The organism is uncultured Demequina sp., from assembly GCF_913055775.1.
Lineage (GTDB): Bacteria > Actinomycetota > Actinomycetes > Actinomycetales > Demequinaceae > Demequina.
Map to the genome: position 1 here is coordinate 1 of NZ_CAJXJX010000045.1, position 19,010 is coordinate 19,010.

Annotated in this window: 19 protein-coding genes; 13 read left to right on the forward strand and 6 right to left on the reverse strand. The window is 69.9% G+C overall.

All coding sequences use genetic code 11. From position 1 onward, the window contains the following. The coding region (locus tag QZ483_RS06225) for an ATP-binding cassette domain-containing protein (RefSeq protein WP_297082128.1) at positions 1-199 on the reverse strand (199 nt) is incomplete at its 3' end. A gap of 106 nt (positions 200-305) precedes the next feature. Here QZ483_RS06225 and QZ483_RS06230 point away from each other — a divergent pair. The 3 genes from QZ483_RS06230 (at position 306) to QZ483_RS06240 (ending at position 3,643) form a co-directional block, all read left to right on the forward strand. Further along, positions 306-1,613, forward strand: coding sequence for a hemolysin family protein (locus tag QZ483_RS06230; protein ID WP_297082129.1), 1,308 nt, complete (start codon positions 306-308; stop codon positions 1,611-1,613). Next, positions 1,610-2,647 carry a hemolysin family protein gene (locus QZ483_RS06235; protein ID WP_297082130.1) on the forward strand — a complete coding sequence of 346 codons (1,038 nt, stop codon included), beginning with the start codon at positions 1,610-1,612 and terminating at the stop codon, positions 2,645-2,647. The genes QZ483_RS06230 and QZ483_RS06235 overlap by 4 nt, the downstream gene beginning before the upstream one ends. A gap of 150 nt (positions 2,648-2,797) precedes the next feature. Beyond that, on the forward strand, positions 2,798-3,643 hold the full coding sequence (locus QZ483_RS06240; RefSeq protein WP_297082131.1) for a M15 family metallopeptidase: 846 nt from the start codon (positions 2,798-2,800) through the stop codon (positions 3,641-3,643). A 115-nt stretch (positions 3,644-3,758) separates the two neighbouring features. Here the strand turns inward: QZ483_RS06240 and QZ483_RS06245 are convergent, their stop codons facing one another. The 3 genes from QZ483_RS06245 to QZ483_RS06255 all read right to left on the reverse strand — a co-directional run bounded on the left by QZ483_RS06245 (position 3,759) and on the right by QZ483_RS06255 (position 7,643). Beyond that, positions 3,759-5,969 (reverse strand): alpha-galactosidase, encoded by a 2,211-nt coding sequence (locus QZ483_RS06245; RefSeq protein ID WP_297082132.1) that lies wholly within the window; start codon positions 5,967-5,969, stop codon positions 3,759-3,761. 30 nt (positions 5,970-5,999) lie between these two features. Further along, positions 6,000-6,647: a head GIN domain-containing protein gene (locus tag QZ483_RS06250; protein WP_297082133.1), complete on the reverse strand. Its 648-nt coding sequence runs from the start codon at positions 6,645-6,647 to the stop codon at positions 6,000-6,002. A gap of 177 nt (positions 6,648-6,824) precedes the next feature. Beyond that, entirely contained in the window at positions 6,825-7,643 is an 819-nt protein-coding gene (locus QZ483_RS06255) for a class II aldolase/adducin family protein (protein WP_297082134.1), read from the reverse strand. 469 nt (positions 7,644-8,112) lie between these two features. Here QZ483_RS06255 and ald point away from each other — a divergent pair, with 469 nt between their 5' ends. Continuing rightward, on the forward strand, positions 8,113-9,198 hold the full coding sequence (ald, locus tag QZ483_RS06260; RefSeq protein ID WP_297082135.1) for an alanine dehydrogenase: 1,086 nt from the start codon (positions 8,113-8,115) through the stop codon (positions 9,196-9,198). On the opposite strand, the gene QZ483_RS06265 is transcribed toward ald, so the two are convergent. Further along, positions 9,128-9,976, reverse strand: a complete 849-nt coding sequence (locus tag QZ483_RS06265; RefSeq protein WP_297082136.1) for a patatin-like phospholipase family protein — start codon at positions 9,974-9,976, stop codon at positions 9,128-9,130. The genes ald and QZ483_RS06265 overlap by 71 nt on opposite strands. Positions 9,977-9,998: 22 nt before the next feature. Here QZ483_RS06265 and QZ483_RS06270 point away from each other — a divergent pair, with 22 nt between their 5' ends. The 3 genes from QZ483_RS06270 (at position 9,999) to QZ483_RS06280 (ending at position 11,699) form a co-directional block, all read left to right on the forward strand. Next, entirely contained in the window at positions 9,999-10,460 is a 462-nt protein-coding gene (locus tag QZ483_RS06270; protein WP_297082137.1) for a hypothetical protein, read from the forward strand. A 120-nt stretch (positions 10,461-10,580) separates the two neighbouring features. Beyond that, positions 10,581-11,456, forward strand: coding sequence for an aldo/keto reductase (locus QZ483_RS06275; RefSeq protein ID WP_297082138.1), 876 nt, complete (start codon positions 10,581-10,583; stop codon positions 11,454-11,456). A gap of 3 nt (positions 11,457-11,459) precedes the next feature. Then, the gene (locus tag QZ483_RS06280; protein WP_297082139.1) at positions 11,460-11,699 is read left to right on the forward strand and encodes a hypothetical protein; all 240 of its coding nucleotides are present in this window, start codon (positions 11,460-11,462) and stop codon (positions 11,697-11,699) included. A gap of 76 nt (positions 11,700-11,775) precedes the next feature. On the opposite strand, the gene QZ483_RS06285 is transcribed toward QZ483_RS06280, so the two are convergent. Next, complete coding sequence (locus QZ483_RS06285) at positions 11,776-12,138, reverse strand: helix-turn-helix transcriptional regulator (protein ID WP_297082140.1); 363 nt, start codon at positions 12,136-12,138, stop codon at positions 11,776-11,778. A 50-nt stretch (positions 12,139-12,188) separates the two neighbouring features. Here QZ483_RS06285 and QZ483_RS06290 point away from each other — a divergent pair, with 50 nt between their 5' ends. The 6 genes from QZ483_RS06290 to QZ483_RS06315 form a co-directional block, all read left to right on the forward strand. Next, positions 12,189-13,472: an FAD-dependent oxidoreductase gene (locus QZ483_RS06290; RefSeq protein WP_297082141.1), complete on the forward strand. Its 1,284-nt coding sequence runs from the start codon at positions 12,189-12,191 to the stop codon at positions 13,470-13,472. A gap of 145 nt (positions 13,473-13,617) precedes the next feature. Further along, complete coding sequence (locus tag QZ483_RS06295; protein WP_297082142.1) at positions 13,618-14,682, forward strand: LacI family DNA-binding transcriptional regulator; 1,065 nt, start codon at positions 13,618-13,620, stop codon at positions 14,680-14,682. Positions 14,683-14,914: 232 nt separating this feature from the next. Next, on the forward strand, positions 14,915-16,267 hold the full coding sequence (locus tag QZ483_RS06300; RefSeq protein WP_297082143.1) for an ABC transporter substrate-binding protein: 1,353 nt from the start codon (positions 14,915-14,917) through the stop codon (positions 16,265-16,267). Between the two features lie 83 nt (positions 16,268-16,350). Next, entirely contained in the window at positions 16,351-17,232 is an 882-nt protein-coding gene (locus QZ483_RS06305; protein WP_297082144.1) for a carbohydrate ABC transporter permease, read from the forward strand. Further along, positions 17,229-18,125: a carbohydrate ABC transporter permease gene (locus QZ483_RS06310; protein ID WP_297082145.1), complete on the forward strand. Its 897-nt coding sequence runs from the start codon at positions 17,229-17,231 to the stop codon at positions 18,123-18,125. The genes QZ483_RS06305 and QZ483_RS06310 overlap by 4 nt, the downstream gene beginning before the upstream one ends. Then, on the forward strand, positions 18,122-19,010 hold an 889-nt coding region (locus tag QZ483_RS06315), incomplete at its 3' end, for an alpha-L-rhamnosidase N-terminal domain-containing protein (protein WP_297082146.1). The genes QZ483_RS06310 and QZ483_RS06315, both read left to right, overlap by 4 nt.

Here is a 19,010-nt window from a genome sequence, read left to right on the forward strand (position 1 = left end):
CGCCGCCGATGGTCGCCGAGCCATGGTTCGCCGCGACGAGGCCCACCAGGATGCGCAGCGTGGTCGACTTTCCGGCGCCGTTGGGCCCCAGGAACCCGGTCACGCGCCCCGGCCGCGCCTCGAAGCTGAGATCGTCGACGGCGGTGACGGCGCCGTAGCGCTTCGTCAACGACGCGACCTCGACCGATCGCGGTTCCATGATCCTCCGGGGGTGCTCGACTCCGTGCCGATGGTAGCGGGACCTTCGACGCGCGCGCAGGCGTGGCTATGCTGGTCCTCACTATGGACTCTGACAGTCATACGTCATGACCACGGCGTGGCTGCTGGTGGGACTCGGCGTCCTGCTCACCGTCGGCACTGCGGTCTTCGTCGCCGCGGAGTTCTCCCTGGTCGCGCTCGACCCCGCGCACGTCGACGACTCCGACCGGGCTGGCCGTCGCGTCCGGCGCGCGCTCAAGCGGCTGTCGACGCAGCTGTCCGGCGCGCAGGTGGGCATCACGCTCACGACGGTTCTGCTGGGCTACACCGCCCAGCCGGCGCTGGTCTCGCTCCTGGAGGTGCCGCTGTCGACCACGCCTCTCGCGCGCGGAGCCGTCGCCGGCATCGCGGGCGCCGTGTCGCTCGTGCTCGTGAACGCCTTCTCGATGATCGTGGGCGAACTGGTGCCCAAGAACGCGGCGCTCGCGGACCCCGGTCGCACTGCGCGCGTGGTCGCGCCGTGGATGCTGGCGTTCACCGCTTCGCTGCGCCCGCTGATCTCCCTGCTCAACCGCAGTGCGAACGGGATCCTGCGGCTCATGGGGATCGAGCCGCGCGAGGAGCTGTCCGGAGGGCGGTCGCCGCAGGAGCTCGCCGCGCTGGTGCGGCGCTCCGCCGAGGCCGGCACCCTCGCGCCGTCGACGGCTCTGCTCCTCAAGAACACCATCGAGCTCGACGACCTCACCGCGATCGACGTCATGACCGACCGCACCCGCATGCAGACGCTCGCGCGTGACGCCAGCGCCGCGGACGTCCTGGCCCTGGCGCGGGCGAGCGGTCACTCGCGGTTTCCGGTGCTCGGCTACGGGATCGACGACGTCCTCGGCATGGTGCACCTGCGTGCTGCGATCGCGGTGCCCTTCCACGAGCGCGAGAGCACGCCTGTCGCCGAGCTCATGGTCGAAGCGCCCACCGTGCCCGAGACGATGTCCATGCGGCCGCTGCTGGTCGAGCTGCGCGAGGCCGGGCCGCAATGCGCCGTCGTGGTGGACGAGTACGGGGGCACGGCGGGGCTGGTGACGCTCGAGGACGTGGTCGAGGAGCTGGTGGGCGAGGTCGCGGACGAGCACGATCGCCGCCGCGTGGCGGCCCACCGCACGCCCGGGGGCGCGTGGGTGGTGCCCGGCGACCTGAGGCCCGACGAGGTGGAGGAAGCGACCGCGCTGTGCGTGCCCGAGTCGCCTGCGTACGAGACGGTCGCGGGCTTCGTGATGGCGCGGCTCGGACGCGTCGCGGAGGTGGGCGACGAGGTCGCGTGCGACGACGCGTTGATCCGCGTCGAGCGGATGGACGGGCGGCGCATCGACCGCGTGCGGCTCACGCCGGTCGTGTCCGAGGCCGGTGACGAGTCATGAGCCTGGGGATGGTCGCCGCGGTCGTCGGACTGCTGCTCGCGAATGCCTTCTTCGTCGGCGCCGAGTTCGCCGTCATCTCCGCGCGTCGCAGCTCGATCGAGCCTCTCGCGGAGGAAGGGTCCCGCGCCGCCCGCTCCGTGCTGTGGGCGATGGAGAACGTGTCCCTGATGCTGGCGTGCGCACAGTTGGGCATCACCGTGTGCTCGGTGTCTCTGGGAGTCGTGGCCGAGCCCGCGATCGCGCACGCCCTCGAAGGGCCATTCCACGAGTGGGGGCTCCCCGAGGGCGCGGCCCATGCGGTGGCCGTCGCGGTGGCGCTGGTGATCGTGGTGGGTCTGCACGTGGTGGTGGGCGAGATGGTGCCCAAGAACGCGGCCGTCTCCCGCCCCGACCGCGCCGCCCTGGTCTTCGGCCCGCCGCTGGTGTGGATCTCGCGCGTGCTGCGACCCGTGGTCGGCGCCCTGAACTGGATCGCGAACTGCCTGCTGCGGATGGTCGGCGTCGAGCCGCGCGACGAGGTCACCAGCGCGTTCACCGCGGACGAGGTGCACTCGATCGTCGAGCGTTCGAATCAGGAGGGCACGCTGTCGGATCCCACGGGTCTGCTCACGGGGGCGATCGAGTTCTCCGACCACAAGGCGGCGGACGTGATGGTGCCGGCGGCGAAGGTGACGGCGGTGGCGCACGGAGTGAGCGTCGACGAGTTCGAGCAGGCGGTCGCGGAGTCGGGCTACTCGCGCCTGCCCGTGACCGCGCAGGGGCGCTTCGTGGGCTATCTCCACCTCAAGGATGCGCTCTTCGCGCGCCCTGGCGAGAGGGAGGAGCCCATTCAGGACTGGCGCGTGCGCGACCTGCCGGTCGTGGGCCGGGACGAGGACGTCGAGACGATCCTCGCGCTGATGCGCAGCTCGGGCGCCCATCTGGCGAGCGTCGAGAGCGACGGCACCTCGGAGGGACTGGTGTTCCTCGAGGACATCCTCGAGGAGCTGGTGGGCGAGGTTCGCGACGAGATGGCCCGCGAATCCGGGGGCTGAACGCGAAACTTTCGCACCGTGTCATGTGGTGTGGGACACATCGTTTCGTCTGCGGCTGGCCAGCACCGTTACCGTTTGGTTACAATCGCACGCAACGTTCCGGAGAATCCTCCGGCGCGACGATGGCAACGATGGACCCAGGAGGCTCGTGTGAGCACGGACGCCGACGCGCTTGCGCCCGTCCCGGGGCACCGCTCGCGCAAGGTCCGTCGCATCGAGCGCACGCAGGAGATCCAGGTGCGTTCCACCCACCGGCGCCGCAAGGTCCTCACCCGCGGAGGCGTTCTCGCTGGATTCATCCTCGCCATGGTGGTCTACCCCATGGTCGGGACCATCACGCCCAACGCCGGTGCGGCAGAGTCCGTCCCCGGCGTCGTCGCTGGCGAGGCGCCCTCGACCGCTCGTGCCCTCTTGGGCGACGGCCCGCAGCTGGTGACCTCTGAGTTGCCTCTTCCTGATGCCTACGATGGCGCGGTCGCGCTCGCGTCCGCAGCGCAGTATGACATCAGCCAGTACCTGCCGGGCTGCGACCCGACCGTCGGTTGGGAGGGGCGCAACGGCCGCCTCACGCAGGACTCGCTGTGCAGCATCGGCGGCGGCGAGACGCTGCGCAACGACGCCGCGGTGGCTTTCGCCGAGCTCAATCACCGCTTCAAGCAGGAGTTCGGGCGCGACATCTGCCTGTCGGACTCGTACCGCACGCTGTCGGGTCAGTACGCGACCAAGGCCTCCCAGGGGTGGCTCGCGGCCACGCCGGGCAAGTCCGTCCACGGCTGGGGGCTGGCGATCGACCTGTGCCGCTCCGATGCCAGCGGCTACACCAAGTCGTGGCTCGAGGAGAACGGCCGCACGTGGGGATGGGTCAACCCCGGTTGGGCGAAGTCGTCCAAGTGGGAGCCGTGGCACTGGGAGTATCTTCCGGGCACGGATGCCCTCGGTGTCTACAGCGCCGGCTACTGGTCCACGGGCGACGTGTACCGCAGTTCACGCGGCTGACGCGCCTCCCCCGACCCCTCTTGCGCGAGCGAAATGGGCCCATTTCGCTCGCCTTGGCCCCTAGGTGAGCGATTCGGGCCCATTTCGCTCGTGTGGGGGTGGGCAGTCTCCTTGCTCAGTTCACCGCGCGGACGCGGATTAGCAGCATCTCCTCCGGGTTGAGCCCGGGCGCCTGGACGCCGTGGGCCGCCAGCACTTGACCCGAGAGTTCAACACCGTCCCTCCACCACACGGTCGGCGCGCGCATCGCGGCCCCGGATGGCTGGAACGGCCCCAGGCCCTCGACCCGGTAGGTCCGCACGGGGTCGAGCCCCGGCAGGCGCAGGAGCCCCACCGGGTTGTCGACCACGGAGTCCGTGGCCACGAAGCCGTAGAGGGCCTCGGATCCGTCGTGCGCGACGATGCCGTGGAGGAACCGACCAGGCTCCGGCAGGTCCGAGCGGACCACGGTCCCCGAGTGCAGCAGGTCCCGGTGCTCCTGGTGCAGGGCGACCCACTGCTGGAGTGCCGCTCGCACCTCAGGCGCGGCCGCATCGGCCCCGGAGACGTCCCATTCGATGCCCAGGTGACCCCAGAGGGCGGTGCCGGCGCGCAGGTCGAGCCCCGCAGAGCGTCCCGTCGAGTGCGCTGCCGGCGGGCCGATGTGGGCGCCCATCATCTCCGGCGGCACCAGCATGGCGGTCCAGCGCTGGATGCGCTGACGCTCGAGGGGATCGTTGCAGTCCGAGGCCCAGATGCGCTGCGTGCGCGACAGCACCTCGAGGTCCACGCGCCCGCCGCCACCGGCGCACGTCTCGATCTCGAGTCCGGGGAACGCCGTGTGGAGCCCGTCCAGCAATCGGTAGAACGCGAGGGTCTGTCCGTGGACGATCGCACGCCCGGTGGCGCTCGACCCGGCCTCGAGCAGATCTCGGTTGTGGTCCCACTTCAGATACGCGGGCTCGAGTTCCACGACCAGCGCGTGCAGGCGCTCTTCGATGTATGCGTACGCCTCAGGGTGGGTGAGGTCGAGAACCTGCTGGCGTCGCGCCTCGAGCGGTAGACGCGCATCCCGTCCTAGGGAGTCCCGCCGAGCGGCCAGCTCCGGCTGCGCGATCCACTCCGGGTGCGCGCGGGCGAGGTCCGAGTCCGGATTGACCATCTCCGGCTCGAACCACAGCCCGAACTCCAGTCCCTTCGAGCGCACGTAGTCCGCGAGCGGCCGCAGGCCCTCGGGGTAGAGGTCCTCATCGACGTACCAGTCGCCCAGTCCGGCATTGTCCGCGCGGCGGTGACGGAACCAGCCGTCGTCGAGCACGAACCTCTCGGCGCCCACCTCGGCGGCAGCGTCCGCGAGAGCATAGAGCTTCGCGTGGTCGTGGTCGAAGTACACGGCCTCCCAGGTGTTGACAGTGACCGGCCGAGGGCCGCTCGGGTGCGACGGGAGCGAGCGCAGGTGGCGGTGGAAGCGTGCGGAGATGCCGTCCAGGCCTTCCGTCGAGTGCGCGCCGTAGAGCCACGGCGTCGTGTACTCGTCGCCGGGCTCGAGCCGGATCTCTCCCGGCATGGGCAGCTCACCGCCGCCGATCAGTCCCAGGCCGTGCATCCCGCGTTCGGCGATCCAGCGGGTGTTACCGGACCACGCGACGTGCGTGGCCCAGATCTCCCCGGAGCGGAACCCGAAGCCTGCGGCGCCCGCGGAGGTCACGAAGGGAGTGTCGTGGCCGGGCTTGCCGCGCCTGCCCTCGCGCAGGTGGGTGCCGTGGACGAACGCGAGACGCTGCGGCGTGCGCTCGCGGATCCAGCGGCCGGCGAAGTCCAGGATCTCGTCCGCCTCGCGCGGTACGGGCAGGAGCAGATTCAGTGCGTCGACGGTGTACGGCGCGCCCGTGTCGGAGCTGCCGTGGCCGGTCGAGCGCACCGTGGCGCGTGCGCGCACCAGGCCCGTGCCCAGCAGTTCGACGGTGACGCCGAGCTCCAGCTCGGCCACCGCATCGGCCGCAGTGGCCGTGACCCGCTGGACCCGCGCATCGGCCGTGCCCACGTCGCTGTGCGACGTCTCGGTGACGGCGAAGCGCGTCGAGTGGTCGCGGCCGTCGCGATGCCCCTCGAGGCCGGGCGTCCCCCGCCAGCCCCACGACGGTTCAGGGAGGATCGACACCGCGTGCCGGGTGTCCAACTCGCCGATCACGACGGGCTCGACGGATGCGATCGCGAGCTGCTCGAGCGCGCGTCCATCGATATCGCCCAGGTCCTCACCCCAGTGGAGGATGCGGGGAAGGCGGCCGTCGCGTAGGTCGACGATCAGGGAGACGCCCGCGTCGCGCAGGTGAATGAGGTCGTTCATGAGCGCCAGCGTACGGCCGGTCAGCCCTGGTTACTCCCCGGCGCGCACCTCGCCCGACCCGCTCATCTCCGTGGACACCGATGCGGTGCCGAGGTATGTGACCTCGCCGGAGCCCGAGACCTCGACGTCGAGGGTGGTGTCCGCGTTCACGGTGACGTCTCCCGACCCCGACAGGTCGACCGTCGCGTCGTGGGCGGCGAGGCGCGCGGCCTCGATGCGGCCGGAGCCGTCGATCTCGAGCCGCAGCTCGTCGGTCGTGCCCGCGAGCTGGATATCGCCCGAGCCGCTGAGCTCGACGCCGAGCGCGCTGGAGTCCACCCCGGTGACCGAGATGTCGCCGGAGCCGGACAGTTCGAGGTCGGTCAGGGCCGGCACCGTGATCGCGTAGTGCACGTCACTGGCGGTCCAGCCCCAGATGCCGTCCGGGCCGTCCAGGGTCAGGACGCGGTCGAGCAGCGCGGTGTCCCCGGTCACCATGACCGAGCGCTCCTTGCCCACGACGATGTCGACGTCGCTCGAGCCGTTGACCTCCACGCGGTCGAACGCGTCGACGGCGCGGCTCTCGGTGTCTGTGACCCCGTCGAGGTCGGTGCCGACGAACGAGCAGCCGGCAAGTGTTGCGACTGCCGCTCCGAGGGCTGCCGCTCCGAGGATGCGGTGGCGCGTGGTCGAGGTCATGGCTTCTCCTTGGCTTCAGTGCTTCCCGACGTCCGCGGTGGACGTCATGCCTGGAAGCGTATGAAGCGCAAGGGTGCGCGCGCATCGGCCGCACGGGTGCTTCGTGGCGGCCTGCGGAGGGGGACATCCCTCACCCGTGCGGGGGATGGGGTCCGGGATGTCCCCTCCTGGGGAAGCTCAGAGCCAGCGTGACGTGATGCCGAACGTGTTCGCGACTGTCGCGATGTCCTCGCGGGACAAGCCCTCGGCGCGGCTGCCGGCCACGAGGTCCATGTACTCGTACTTGGCGCCCGTCTCCGCGTACTCGACGCGGTCCACGGCCCGGTAGACCGAGATGTCCGAGCGGGACATCGTGCCGTGCTTGGACCACAGCGTGATCTCGTGCTCGCGCAGGCCGGCGACGTTCGCGTCACCCATCTCCTGCGACCCGGGGATCATGAACTCCAGCACGCCGATGCCGTCGGACAGCGACACGATGGTCTCCGGCTCCCAGCGCAGGATCGCGCGGTTCATGCGCTCGGTGTCGCGGTAGGCGGGGATGTGGCTCAGGTAGGTGAGGTGCGGGGGCTGGGCGTGCACCACGGCCTGGAAGTCGATGCCGCGGGCGGCCACCTGGTCCTCGTGCACAGCCAGGTGCGAGTTGAACTCGGACGTCAGGCGCTGGAAGCGACGGGTGTTCGAGGTGTAGAGCGTGCCGGTGAGGCCGCCCTCGTGCACCTTCACAGCGCCGATCGACGCGAGCGGCTCGCGCTCGATCTGGCGCAGACGGCGCCCCGAGCCGGTCGCGAGCACCGTTCCACCGGCGAGCGACGGCGCGGGGACGGGCAGCTCGATCTCCTCGGCGTTGGGGAAATGGCGGCGCACCTCGACGTCCCAGCCCATGTAGACGGAGATGTTGCCGGCGCCGGCCTCCGAGGCGTCGATGTCGCAGATGCGGGCTCCGGACTCGCCGATCTGCTCGATGAGCTCGTCGAGGGTGGGCTTCGGGTCGGTCATGTCGGTCTCCTTGGGTGTCGGCGCGGCGTCATCGCCGGCGTATGAAACGATTCAATCACACGCACGCGCGGCATACGCGGGCACAAGGTCCCAGGCGCCGATCCCGATCCGTCATGGCTGCTGCGCCGATGGGGCGCGCACGGTCGTCACACCTGCCGGCGGGAGGGTGCCGACCCGTTCTACACACGCCTGGTGCGCATGTGACTCATGGGGCCCGTGGGTGTGCACCTGCGTCACAACGCTCACTTCCGTCCCAGGTGTGTGTAGAAGGGGTGGCGCGGCGCACCGGTGGCGCGGGCGCAGGCGGCGCGGCGAACAGGCCGTGCGGCCACCAGGCGCGCCGTACGCACCTGTTGGCAAGAGAGCCCGCGAGTAGCAGGCTGGAACCAGGGAACACGGCACCGCGACCCGGAGCCGTGACGAGCGGCTCATGGGGCGATCCCTCATGCGGCGCGAGACAGGAGGCGACATGCGCATCGGCGTGCCGAAGGAGACCAAGAACCGCGAGACGCGCGTGGCGCTCACCCCGGAGGGGGCGGCGCTCCTGACTGCCCAGGGCCACGAGGTCGCGATCGAGGCGGGCGCGGGCGCCGCGGCATTCCTCCCTGACGATGACTATCGCGCGGCCGGCGCGACCATCGTCGGCACCGAGGGCGCCTGGGATCGCGACCTGGTGCTCAAGGTCAAGGAGCCCGTCCCCGCCGAGTACCGGCTGCTGCGCGACAACGTCCTGTTCACGTTCCTGCACCTCGCCGCGAACGAGCCACTCGCGCGAGCCCTCGTCGATGCCGGCACCACGGCGTTCTCGTACGACACCGTCCAGCTCGAGGACGGCTCGCTGCCGCTGCTCACCCCCATGAGTGTCATTGCAGGCCGGCTGGCCGCGACCGAAGGTGCCCACCACCTGCTCAGCCCGCAGGGCGGCAGGGGAGTGCTGCTGCCGGGTGCGCCGGGGGTGCCCGGCGCTCGCGTCGTGGTGATCGGCGGGGGAGTCGCGGGCTCCGCGGCACTCGCGCAGGTGGTCGCCATGGGGGCCGATGCTGTGGTGCTGGACCTCGACGAACGTCGCCTCGCCGCGGTCAAGGCACAGCACGGGGAGCGCGTCCGTACGGTCGTGTCGACCCCGGAGGCGGTCGAGCGCGAGGCGCTCGAGGCGGACCTCATCGTGGGCGCGGTGCTCGTGCCCGGTCGCCCGGCGCCCAAGGTGGTCAGCCATGCGACCGTCGCGCGCATGAGGCCCGGCTCCGTTCTGGTTGATATCGCGATCGACCAGGGGGGATGCTTCGAGGACTCCCGCCCCACCACGCACGACGACCCTGTCTATCGGGTGGCGAACTCGACGTTTTACTGCGTGGCGAACATGCCTGGCGCGGTCGGCGCCACCTCGACGGCGGCACTGACGCACGTGACCTTTCCCTACGTCGAGGCGCTCGCGGCCGGCGCCGCCCAGGCGCTCGTCGCAGACCCGGCGCTCGCGCGAGGTCTCAATGTCGATGCAGGAACCGTGCGATACCCCGCGGTTGCCCAGGCGTTCCCTCATCTTCCGGCGGCATGATGGGCTCGTCGCGCAGTGGAGGCTCGTTGACGACGGGATAGTCGGCGAGTGCGCGCTCGGCCGCCTCGCGGCCCAACGCGATGAGACCCGGCAGGTCTCGCGGCAGCCACTGGGACCGGTGCTCGAGGATCGGGCGGATCAGGGTGACGTCGGGATGGATCACCCACTCGTGGACCTGCAGCGACGTGTCGACTCCGCCCACCCCGTCCCACTCCGGCGCGAGCCGCACCGCGATCACGTGATCCGCGCCCAGGCCGAACGCGGCCTCGATGGGGAGATTCTGCACCACGCCGCCGTCGATGAGTGTGCGCCCGTCAATGTGCACGGGCCGGAAGACCCCGGGCACCGCGATCGATGCCGCGAGAGCCTCCTGCAGCGGTCCGTGATCGAGCACCACGGCCTCGTGAGCGTCGGCGTCCGCGGCTACCGCCGCGAAGCGCATCGGCATGTCCTCGATCCGTATCTCCCCGGCGACGCGGCGAACGGTCTCGCGCAGCGCATCGGCCGTCATCAGGCCCAGCCCGGGCTTGGCGGTGAAGCTGCCGAAGGTCCCCCAGGAGGACCGGCACACCCGCTCCTCGAGGTCGTACGGATCGATGCCGATCACGTGCGCGGCGCCGATGACCGAGCCCGCCGAGGTGCCGGCGATGACGGTGGGCCGCAGCCCGCGCTCCTTCAGGACCTGCAGGACGCCCACGTGGGCGGCTCCGAGCACGCCGCCACCGCCGAGCGCGAGGCCCAGTTTCTTGCTCGTGCGCAGGTCGTCCCAGGCGTCCATGACGCCATCGTAGGCTGGTCGCATGTCTGAGGAGAGGCCCGAGCGTCCGCGCACCTGGGTGCCGGTAGCGGCTGCGGGTGGAGTTGCGGTCCTGGTACTTGGGCTCGCGTTCGGCTGGACGCTGTTCACCGACGGCCCGAGCGAGGTCGAGGGCGCCATGGTCGAGGCGTGCGAGACGGTATACGCCGAGACCGACGGACCCGCGATCGTCAGCGGCGAGATCTACGAGCCCGACGAGATGCTCGACTACTACGCCGTCGCCGAGACCCATGGCGAGGCGGTGCCGTTCGACGAGCTCACCGATGAGCAGCAGGACGGGCTTCGCGGCTTCGGCGCGGATTATTCGGAGTCGGGGTCAGGCTCTGCCGCGGTGGTGTGGCGCCTCGACGACGACACCTACGCGCACTGTCTGGTGCGGCTGAGCGAGGGCGCGGTCATCGGGACGCCGACCGTGGGGCCCCTGGAGGTCGCGGTCGCCGAGTAGGCGCGGCGGTGCCTGCGGTACGCGCGCCGTCTGCGCCGCGGCACCACGCGGCCCGGCTTGGCTCCCCGGAGCCCACCCGCTACCTTCGATCGTGGACCACCCCACCCACGAGGAGTTCCCATGCAGCAGCGCCGGATCGGCGACCGCACCGTCAGTGCGATCGGACTGGGCGGCATGCCCATGTCGATCGAGGGCCGCCCGGACGAGGCCCGCGCCGTCGCGACCATCCACGCCGCACTCGATGCGGGCGTCGCCCTGATCGACACCGCGGACGCGTACCACCGCGACCCGGGCGAGGTGGGGCACAACGAGTCCCTCATCGCGCGCGCCGTCGCGGCCTACCCGGATGCCGCCGTGCGTGACCAGGTGCTGATCGCCACCAAGGCGGGTTCCCTGCGGCCAGGCGACGGCTCGTGGTACCAGAACGGCGACCCTGCCTACCTCAAGCAGGCGGCGAAGGCTTCGGCGCAGCGGCTGGGTGTCGAGGCCATCGGTCTGCACCAGCACCACCGCCCGGACCCCAACGTGCCCTACGCGGACTCGATCGGCGCGCTCGCAGAGCTGCTCGACGAGGGCGTGATCCAAATGGCCGGTATCTCCAACGCGAACCCTGCGCAGATCCGCGAGGCCAACGAGGTGCTGGGCGGGCGTCTCGCGAGCGTTCAGAACCAGTTCTCGCCCAAGTTCGTCTCCAGCTACCCCGAGTTCGAGCTGTGCGCGGAGCTGGACGTTGCCTTCCTGCCGTGGAGTCCCCTGGGAGGGATCCGCTCGGCCGCGGACGTGGGCACGCTGCACAAGCCCTTCCAGGACGTCGCGGACGCGCGCGGGATCTCGCCCCAGCAGGCCGTGCTGGCGTGGGAGCTGTCGCTCTCCGACGTCGTCATCCCGATCCCCGGCGCGTCACGTCCGAGCTCGATCTTGGACTCCGCCGGTGCCGCCGAGATCGACCTCACCGAGGACGAGCTCGCGTCGCTCGCGATCGTTCTGGGAGACTGAGACATGGCCGGATCAAAGATCACCATCACCGTCTCCCGCACTGCGGGGCTCACGTTGCTCAACCACGGCGTGGTCTCGCTCGCGATGCCGCGGACTGAGGACGGTCGCGTGAAGGGCGGGATCGTTCACAAGAGCGCGCGCCGCGTCCTGGGAGACGTGGTCGACACGCCAGGCTTCGCTCTCGCGGAGGTCATCGCTGGGGCAGCGTTGGTGCTGGTAGTGCCGCGAATGCTGCGGCGCTGAGGCGCCTGCCTGGTTGACGGCCGATGCGCGGGCGGGGCGGCCGCCCACGTTCGGCCGATGCGCGGGCTGAGTCCCGCTACGGCGTGCAGCAGGCCTGCTGGCCGGCCGGGGTAGTGCTGGCGACGGTGGCGAGTGCCCGCACCGGAGCGCCAAGCGCCTCGCAGCACAGCGAGTACACATTCGCGCGACCCCGCGGGGTAATGGTGACCAGGCCCTGATCTCGCAGCGGTGCGAGGTGGTGGCTGACGAGCGTCTGCGTCAGTCCGGTCGCGTCGGTGAGCTCTCGTACCGTACGTGGCTCCTGCGCCAGCAGCATGACGAGGTGCAGGCGCGTGGGGTCGGCGAGCGCCTTGAGCAGCGGAGCGAGCTGCTCTGCATCCGCGCGGGCGCGTTCGGCGCCGGAGGTTGGGAGCAGGGCGACGTCGATCGAGGTGGCCATGCCCTCAGTGTGACACATGCGGTTGCTATTAACAGCATCGGCTGTTAATAATGCTGGTTGTGATCTCTCTTCTTGATGATTCCCTTCCCGTGGCCGTCATCGGCGCGGGCCCCGTGGGGCTCGCGGCCGCGGCGCATCTGCTCGAGCGCGGCAAGCGTCCGCTCGTGCTCGAGGCTGGCCCCGCGGCTGGCGCCTCGATCCGCGAGTGGGGCCATGTCAGCCTGTTCTCGCCGTGGCGCTACGACATCGATGCCGCCGCGCGTCGCCTGCTCGAGGAGTCGGGATGGACGGAGCCGGACCTCGACCGCAGCCCCACCGGCGCGGAACTGGTGCGCGAGTACCTCGAGCCGCTTGCCGCGACGCCTCGTCTCGCGCCGCGCATCCGCTACGGCGCACGCGTCACGGCGGTGATGCGCGAGGGCGTCGACAAGACCAGGACTCTCGGACGCGAACGGCGGCCGCTGGTGGTGCGCGTCGAGACTGAGAGTGGCGTGAGCGACGTGCGTGTGGCCGCCGTGATCGACGCCTCGGGCACGTGGACCACGCCCAATCCGATCGGCGCATCCGGGCTGGCGGCGCCGGGTGAGGCGGAGGCTGCGCCATGGATGCTCGGGCCTCTGCCCGATGTGCTGGGAGCGGACCGCGCGCGTGTCGCAGGCAGGACGACGCTCGTGATCGGCATGGGCCACTCCGCGGCGAACACGCTGCTCTCGCTGGTCGAGCTCGCGCGAGACGAGCCCGGCACGGAGGTGATCTGGGCTATCCGCGGGCGATCCGCACGTCGGCTGTTCGGCGGCGAGGATGCAGATGAGCTCCCCGAGCGCGGGGCGCTGGGCACGCGACTGCGCGAGGCCGTCGACGCGGGGCTGGTGCGCTTCGAGCGCGCCTTCGAGGTGTCGCGTGTCGAGCCCGCCGATGATGGGCGGCTTGACGTGATCGCCGCGGACGAGACGGGGGAGCGGCGGCTCACAGTCGACGCGGTGGCCGGCGCCACAGGCTTCCGACCCGATCTGGACATGCTGCGCGAAGTGCGACTAGAGCTCGACGCTGCGCTCGAGTGCCCGGTGCGTCTCGCACCGCTGATTGACCCGACGATCCACAGCTGCGGCACTGTGGAGCCTCACGGCGCCGAGGTGCTCTCGCATCCCGAGGAGTGGCTCTACGTGGTCGGGATGAAGAGCTACGGCCGCGCGCCGACCTTCCTGCTTGCCACCGGCTACGAGCAGGTGCGGTCGGTCGCGGCGGCGATCGCCGGAGACTCGACCGCGGCGGCGCGAGTCGAGCTGCTCCTGCCTGCGACGGGCGTCTGCTGCACGGACGGCGGGGCGTGCTGACTGACCGAGGCCAAGGGTCATGCGGTCCCGAGGGTGCTCTCGCTTTCGCGACGCTTCAAATGTCCGAAAGCCCTGGTTAGTGACCTACCAGGAGCAATGCTTTGAACCTGGTTCAAGACGACGAGCGCGGTGTAGGGTGCGGCTCGTGAGCACCGATGCGAACGGCGCGCAGCCGCGCCGAACCAGGCCCGGGACTCGGGAGCGCAGTGGCATCGCGGATGTCGCGGCACTGGCGGGCGTGTCCCAGGGCACGGTGTCCAACGTGCTCAACCACCCGGAACGCGTCACCCAGTCCACACGCGACAAAGTCGAGCGTGCGATCGAGATGCTGCAGTACACGCCGCATGGCCCCGCTCGCTCGCTGGCGGTGGGCTCGACGCGAGCACTCGGGCTCGTTCTGACAGACCTCGGCAACTCGCTCTTCGTCGACATTGCTCGGGGGGTCGAGCAGCGGGCGGCGGAGGCTGGCGCCGTCGTACTGCTGGCGAACACGGACGCGGACCTTGAGCGAGAGCAGCGCGCGTTGCGGATGCTCGCGGAGACGCGCGTCATGGGCACCCTCTTGACGCTCAACGACACCCGCCATTATCGGCGGGTGGTGGCGGCGGACCGCGGCGAGGCGCCGTTGGTGCTGCTGAACTACGCGGCTGAGGACGATGCTCACTGTTCTGTGCACGTCGACAACGTCCGTGGCGGCGCTATCGCGGCGGAGCACCTGTGGGACATCGGGCGGCGCCGGATCGCCGTCATCGATGTGCCGGCGACCCTTCAGCCCATCATCGAACGTCGGCGCGGCTTCGACGCTGTTCTCGCGAGCCATCAGGCGAGCGCGGCGGCTGTGCACGCCGTCGAGGGGCTCACGCGTGCGCACGGATTCGCCGCGGGCCTCGCTCTGGTGCCTCGCATCGAGGCAGGGGAGATCGATTCCGTGTTCGCGATGGCAGACCTCGTGGCGGCCGGCATCGCCCAAGCAGTGCGCTCCCGGACCTCCCTGCGCATCCCCGAGGACTTCGCGATCGTGGGCTACGACGACAACCAGGCGTCCTGGGACAGTCCCACACCCCTCACCACGGTGGCTCAGCCGGGCGAGGCGATGGGCTACGCCGGTGCAGGACTCGTCCTTGACGAGCTCGCGAACGACGATCACGACCACAGCGCCATCGACCTCGAGCCATCTCTCGTCGTGAGGAACAGCACCGTTCGGCCCTGACCTGCTGCTCGAGCCGGCAGGGACGGGAGGCGGCACGTGTGAAGCGTTTTATTGGTCGGCCGGTCGCCCTGCTCGCCAGTCGAATCGATGCGACGTTGAGCAGGAAGCCTCGCCAGTGTCACGTTTCAGTTACGAACGGGGTGCCGGGGTTTGACGGGGCGTGGTCGCATGTCTACAGTGACGGTTGAAGCGCTTCAAAGCAGTGGCGCCTCTCACCTTTCAAGGAGGAATCGTGATCAGCAACCGACGTACCGGTCGCCGGGCGCTCAGCGCAGTTGCGCTCGCCGGCGCGGGAATCCTGACCCTCGCCGCATGCTCAGGAGGCGACGACGGCGACGCGGACCCCACCGCATCGGGTGACACGGGCTCGGAGGAGCCCGCCGGCACCACCAGCGAGGAGTTCACCTACCTGGGCCAGACCCAGAACACGACCATCGCCGCGACGCTCGAGTCGCTCGAGGTCGGCGCTTGCTCGGCGGCGGCCGACGGGACCCCGCTGTCCACCGACGCGATCGACGGCACCACGTGGGACCAGCAGCTCCAGGTCCTCGCGGGCAACGACGCCCTCTCCAACATGTCGATGGCGGCAGGCACGCCGTCGCTCATGAAGGAGTTCGTCGACGCCGGCCTGGTGCTCAACCTCTCGGAGGCGTTCGCCGAGCTCGGCGTCGAGGGTGCCGTCCTCCCGGCCGCTGAGGCGACGTTGAAGCAGCTGCACCAGACCGACGACCTCTACGCGCTTCCCACCGAGTACAACATCGAGGGCTTCTGGTTCAACGAGACCCTCTTCGACGAGGCCGGAGTCGACGTTCCCTCGACGTGGACGGAGCTCGTCGACGTCGCCGCCACGCTGAACGACGCCGGAATTCAGCCGTTCATCGCCGCGGGCTCGGACGGCTGGCCCGTCACGCGCCTCGTGGGCAACCACATCTTCCGCTCGCTGGGCGCGGACGCGCTGCAGCAGGTCGCCGATGGCGCGGCGAGTTTGACCGACCCCGAGTACGTCGAGTCTGCCGACGCGATCTCGGCTCTGGGCGACGCCGGCTACTTCGGTGCCGCTCCCGGTTCGGTCGACTACAACACGGCGATGAACCAGTTCCTCACCGGCGGCGGTGCCATGTTCTACATGGGCAGCTGGGCGCTCGGCAACTTCAACGACCCCGAGCAGAACCAGATCGGTGCCGAGAACATCGGCTACTTCCCGTTCCCCGAGGTCGAGGGCGGCGCCGGCAGCATCGACGAGACGCCCGCGAACGCCGGCATCCCCGTCATGTTCAGCGCCTCGCACTACACCGATGACATCGGCGAGTGGCTGGCGTGCATCGCCGAGAACTACGGCGACGTGGCGCTCGCGGAGTCGGGCCAGGTGACGGGCTTCTCGCTGAGCGAGACCCCCGCCGACCAGTCTGAGCTGACCACCATGGTGCAGGACCAGATCGCGAACGCAGCCGGCTCGGTGCTGTGGTTCGAGGCCGCGTTCTCGGCTGAGGGCACCACGGTGTCGCAGACCAACGGTGGTGGACTCGCCAACGGCTCGCTCTCGGGTGCAGAGTTCATGGAGCTGGTCCAGGCCGCGAACGGCTGACCCTCCGGAGTCGTGCCCCGGGCCACGGCCCGGGGCACGACTCCCGCAACCCGATCTCCCCCCTCACTACGCAAGGACGCACTGTGGAGAAGCTCTTCCGCAACCGCATGGCCACCGCCGTGATGCTCACGCCGGCGCTCGCGGTCTACACCTTCGTGATGGTGATCCCGATCATGTGGTCGGTCACCTACACGTTCCAGTCAGGCAATGCGATCTCCGGCTTCGAGTTCGTCGGATTCTCGAACTGGATCGAGTTCTTCCAGGACGACACGGCGATCGACGCCCTGCTCTTCACGCTGCGCTATGCCGTGGTCATGACGGTGCTGCAGGTCGCCGCCGGCTACGGGCTCGCTCTCTTCTACATCTTCTTCCTGCAGAACAAGTCGTCGCTGGTCCGCACGACGATCTTCTTCCCGGTGATCCTCCCGACGGTCGCGGTCGCGCTGATGTTCTCGCGCATGTTCGAGGCCGCACCCACCGAGGGTCCCGTCAATACGATCCTGCAGTGGCTCGGTGGAGACCTCACCGACTTCCTCGGCACCCCGACCACGGCTTTCTGGATCGTGATCGCCATGGACGTGTGGCGCTCCATGGGCTTCTACGCGGTGCTGCTCTACGCAGGGCTGGTCGAGATCCCCCAGGACGTCATGGAGTCCGCCCGCATCGACGGGGCGAGCGGCTGGAAGCTGGTGCGCCGCATCGTGGTGCCGCTGTCGCTGCCCGTGCTGCTCTCAGCCTTGATCTTCTCCATCAACGGCACGCTCAAGGTCTTCGACTCGATCGTGGCGCTGACCAACGGCGGCCCGGGGACCGCGACGACGCCCCTGACCCTCTACATGTTCCGGACGTCCTTCGCCTACGGCGAGTACGGCTACGGCAGCACCGTGGCCTTCGTGCTGACGATCCTGTGCCTGATCGTCACCGTGTTCATCTTCCGTTCGTTGCGAAGGGACGTGACCGAATGACCTCCGCGCCCACCACGACCGCCGCCGAGCCCAGGGCTCGCGGCCGTCGTAGCCGCCGCCCGCTCAAGAACCGTCTGCGCCGGGTGCCCGGGTGGATCGGCATCGGCCTGGTGCTTCTGACCGTCGTGTATCCGATGCTGTGGATCCTGATGGGCTCCTTCAAGACCCAGCCCGAGTTCCTGTCCGAGCCGTTCTGGGCGCTGCCGCAGCAGTGGAACTTCGACAACTATGTCTCCGCGTTCGTCGACGGCGGACTCGGCACCTACATCAGGAACTCGATCATCGCGGTGTTCCCCGCGCTGGCGCTGGTGCTGATCTTCGGCTCCGCTGCGGCATTCGCCCTGCAGGTGCTGGTGTGGAAGGGCCGGTCCGTCGTGCTCATCCTGTTCCTGGCCGGGATCATGGTGCCCACGCAGATGATCCTGCTGCCGCTGTTCACGGTGTACTACCAGATCGGCATCACCAGCACGATCTGGCCGCTCATCATCACCTACACGGCGATCGGGCTGCCGCTCACTGTGTTCATGCTGGCGACCTTCATGCGCGGCATTCCGCGAGAGGTCTTCGAGGCCGCCACGCTCGACGGAGCAAGCATCTGGCGCATCTTCGCGAACGTCACGCTGCCCCTGGTGCGCAACGCGATCTTCACTGTGGCACTCGTGCAGTTCTTCTTCCTGTGGAACGACCTGCTGATCGCCCTGACGTTCGTGACGAGCGCTGACCTTCGCACCATCCAGGTGGGTCTGTTGAACTTCACGGGTCAGTACGGCGCCGTGAATTACGGCCCGCTGTTCGCCGGCATCTCGGTGACGGTGTTCGGGACGCTCGCGCTGTACATCTTCCTCAACAAGAAGGTGATGACCGGACTGACCTCGGGCGCGGTGAAGGGATGACCGCCATCTCGGGGCTCCGGGCCGAGTACAGGGCCGATGCGCTGGGCGCCTCGACCCGTGCGCCTCGCCTCAGCTGGACGGTCGAGTCGGCCGATGCGCCCGAACGCGCCGAAGTGCGGCTCACCGGCCGTGGAGACGCCGAGGTCGCGTCGGTCGGCGGGGACGAGCAGGTGCTCGTCGCGTGGCCGTTCTCGCCGCTCGAGTCGCGTGAGCGGGTGCAGGTCGCCGTGCGAGCGCAGATTTCAGGGGAGTGGTCCGACTGGTCCGCGCCCCTCGCGCTGGAGGGAGCGCTCTACGAGCGCGACGACTGGAGCGAACCTCTGGTGGTGCCTTCGGCGTCCGCAACCACGCAGACGCGACCCTCGTTTCTCCTCCGTGCCGCCTTCGAGCTCGAGGCGGCCCCCGCATCGGCCCGTCTGTATCTCACTGCCCAGGGCCTCGTGGTCGCCGGACTCAACGGCAGCGCCGTGTCCGACGAGCACCTGGCGCCCGGGTGGACCAGCTACGACACGCGCCTGCGGTACCGCGTGCACGACGTCACCGCGCTGCTGCGCGCGGGCGAGAACGTCCTGGGCGCGGAGGTCGCGGACGGCTGGTTCCGCGGCAACATCGGCTTCGATGGCGGTCGGTGGAACGTGTACGGCGAGCACGTGGGCCTGCTGGCCCAGCTTGAGGTGACGGACGCGGCCGGCGACACCCGCATCGTCCCGCTCGGCGATGCGTGGCGCACGACGCTGGGCCCGGCGGTGCGCGCGGGACTGTACGAGGGCGAGACCTACGACGCACGCCGCGTGCCGGCTGGGTGGGACCGGCCCGGGTTCGACGACAGCGCGTGGGCGCCTCCCGAGGCGCGGCCGGCATCGACGCTCACGGCCACGCTCGAGC

What these genes read in the sequence shown, in the direction of transcription:
- QZ483_RS06230 (WP_297082129.1), top strand. Translation starts at nt 306, where the DNA reads ATGACCACGGCGTGGCTGCTGGTGGGACTCGGCGTCCTGCTCACCGTC.
- QZ483_RS06235 (WP_297082130.1), top strand. Translation starts at nt 1,610, where the DNA reads ATGAGCCTGGGGATGGTCGCCGCGGTCGTCGGACTGCTGCTCGCGAAT.
- QZ483_RS06245 (WP_297082132.1), bottom strand. Translation starts at nt 5,969, where the DNA reads ATGAACGACCTCATTCACCTGCGCGACGCGGGCGTCTCCCTGATCGTC.
- QZ483_RS06250 (WP_297082133.1), bottom strand. Translation starts at nt 6,647, where the DNA reads ATGACCTCGACCACGCGCCACCGCATCCTCGGAGCGGCAGCCCTCGGA.
- QZ483_RS06255 (WP_297082134.1), bottom strand. Translation starts at nt 7,643, where the DNA reads ATGACCGACCCGAAGCCCACCCTCGACGAGCTCATCGAGCAGATCGGC.
- ald (WP_297082135.1), top strand. Translation starts at nt 8,113, where the DNA reads ATGCGCATCGGCGTGCCGAAGGAGACCAAGAACCGCGAGACGCGCGTG.
- QZ483_RS06265 (WP_297082136.1), bottom strand. Translation starts at nt 9,976, where the DNA reads ATGGACGCCTGGGACGACCTGCGCACGAGCAAGAAACTGGGCCTCGCG.
- QZ483_RS06270 (WP_297082137.1), top strand. Translation starts at nt 9,999, where the DNA reads ATGTCTGAGGAGAGGCCCGAGCGTCCGCGCACCTGGGTGCCGGTAGCG.
- QZ483_RS06275 (WP_297082138.1), top strand. Translation starts at nt 10,581, where the DNA reads ATGCAGCAGCGCCGGATCGGCGACCGCACCGTCAGTGCGATCGGACTG.
- QZ483_RS06280 (WP_297082139.1), top strand. Translation starts at nt 11,460, where the DNA reads ATGGCCGGATCAAAGATCACCATCACCGTCTCCCGCACTGCGGGGCTC.
- QZ483_RS06285 (WP_297082140.1), bottom strand. Translation starts at nt 12,138, where the DNA reads ATGGCCACCTCGATCGACGTCGCCCTGCTCCCAACCTCCGGCGCCGAA.
- QZ483_RS06290 (WP_297082141.1), top strand. Translation starts at nt 12,189, where the DNA reads ATGCTGGTTGTGATCTCTCTTCTTGATGATTCCCTTCCCGTGGCCGTC.
- QZ483_RS06310 (WP_297082145.1), top strand. Translation starts at nt 17,229, where the DNA reads ATGACCTCCGCGCCCACCACGACCGCCGCCGAGCCCAGGGCTCGCGGC.